At 53.1% G+C, this 1,344-nt stretch carries 1 protein-coding gene and 1 pseudogene; both read left to right on the forward strand.

Translation table 11 applies throughout. The annotated features are described in order from the left end of the window. The coding region (locus ACSFA3_RS23565; RefSeq protein ID WP_435507843.1) for an IS630 family transposase at positions 1–1,072 on the forward strand (1,072 nt) is incomplete at its 5' end. Positions 1,073–1,085: 13 nt separating this feature from the next. Further along, a pseudogene (locus tag ACSFA3_RS23570) lies at positions 1,086–1,344 on the forward strand (transposase); the annotation flags it as partial.

Genomic DNA, 1,344 nt, shown 5'->3' on the forward strand with positions numbered 1-1,344 from the left:
AAGCCGGATTTTCATTCATCCCAAAAGCGAGAATCTGGGGATGCAAAATTTCCTCAGCGCCGGTCAACGATCCTCCCTCAAATCAGCCCATAGGATGGAGCGCGATCGAAAAATGGGTGACCGCATGAAAGTCGTACTGCTCGCCGATCAAGGCGAGAGTTTTACCGAAAAAGCGAAGTTTTTGTTCATCGACGAGCAGACAGCCCGCAGGCATCTGAAAGACTACTTCGACAACGACAAAACAGGCGGATCAAGTGGCGCCTCCGAGGGCAAACTGACACAGGAGCAGGTCACCCGGTTGCGTGCCATTTTGGCCACTTGCGATGTGCCAACCGCCAAGACTGCAGTCCAGAAAGTGAAAGGTCTTTTTGGCATCCAGTTCTCCATCTCCGGCATGACGGATTGGCTCAAACGCAACCGCTTCTCCTTCAAGAAAAGCGAGCCTGCACCCGCCAAAGCTGACCCGCTGGCCCAAGCCGAATTCATCGATGAATACCGCGCCCTCAAAGACGACTTGCCAGAGGGGGAAGTCATCCTTTTTCTGGACGCTGCACACCCAACCATGGCCACCAAACTGGGCTACGGTTGGTCGATCAAAGGCGAGAGAAAAATCGTTGCAACAACAGCGGGGAAAACACGGGTCAATGTGATCGGAACCCTCAACGCGCAGACCCTCAAACTGGTCACCACATTTCCAGCGACCGTCAATTCAGAGACATTGGCTGAACACTTCGTTCGGCTGCGTCGAAGTTATCCCCGAACCCAGTTTCCCACGCTCAACATCATCCTAGATCAAGGCTCCTACTGCGTCAGCAAGGCCACGCAGATTGAGGCCGACCGACTGGGCCTCAAACTGCGACATCTTCCTCCATATTCACCCAACCTGAACCTGATTGAGCGAGCGTGGAAGGTGATGAACGAGCAAGTGCGTGACAACGTCTATTTCCCCGATGAGGAGGTCTTTATCTCGACCATCAAGGACTTTTTCCTCAATCGTTGGAGCAAACTCGCCAAGTCACTTACCACCCGATTCGCAGACAACTTTCAGGTCATTCAAAAACCTGCATTTTGATTCGCGATTGCTATATGCTCTGGATTCGACCACCATCGACTTGTGCCTGAGCCTGTTTGATTGGGCACCATTTCGTACGACGAAGGCGGCGATCAAGTTGCACACGCTGCTGGACTTGCGTGGCTGCATCCCCAGTTTCATTCACATCAGTGATGGAAAGATGGGCGATGTCAATGTGTTGGACATCCTGCCGCTTGAGGCTGGGGCCTTCTACATCATGGATCGGGGCTACCTGGATTTCGCGCGTCTGTACACGATGCATCAGGCTGGAG

The organism is Variovorax glucosi (genome assembly GCF_051216695.1).
In the GTDB taxonomy this organism is placed as follows: domain Bacteria; phylum Pseudomonadota; class Gammaproteobacteria; order Burkholderiales; family Burkholderiaceae_C; genus Variovorax.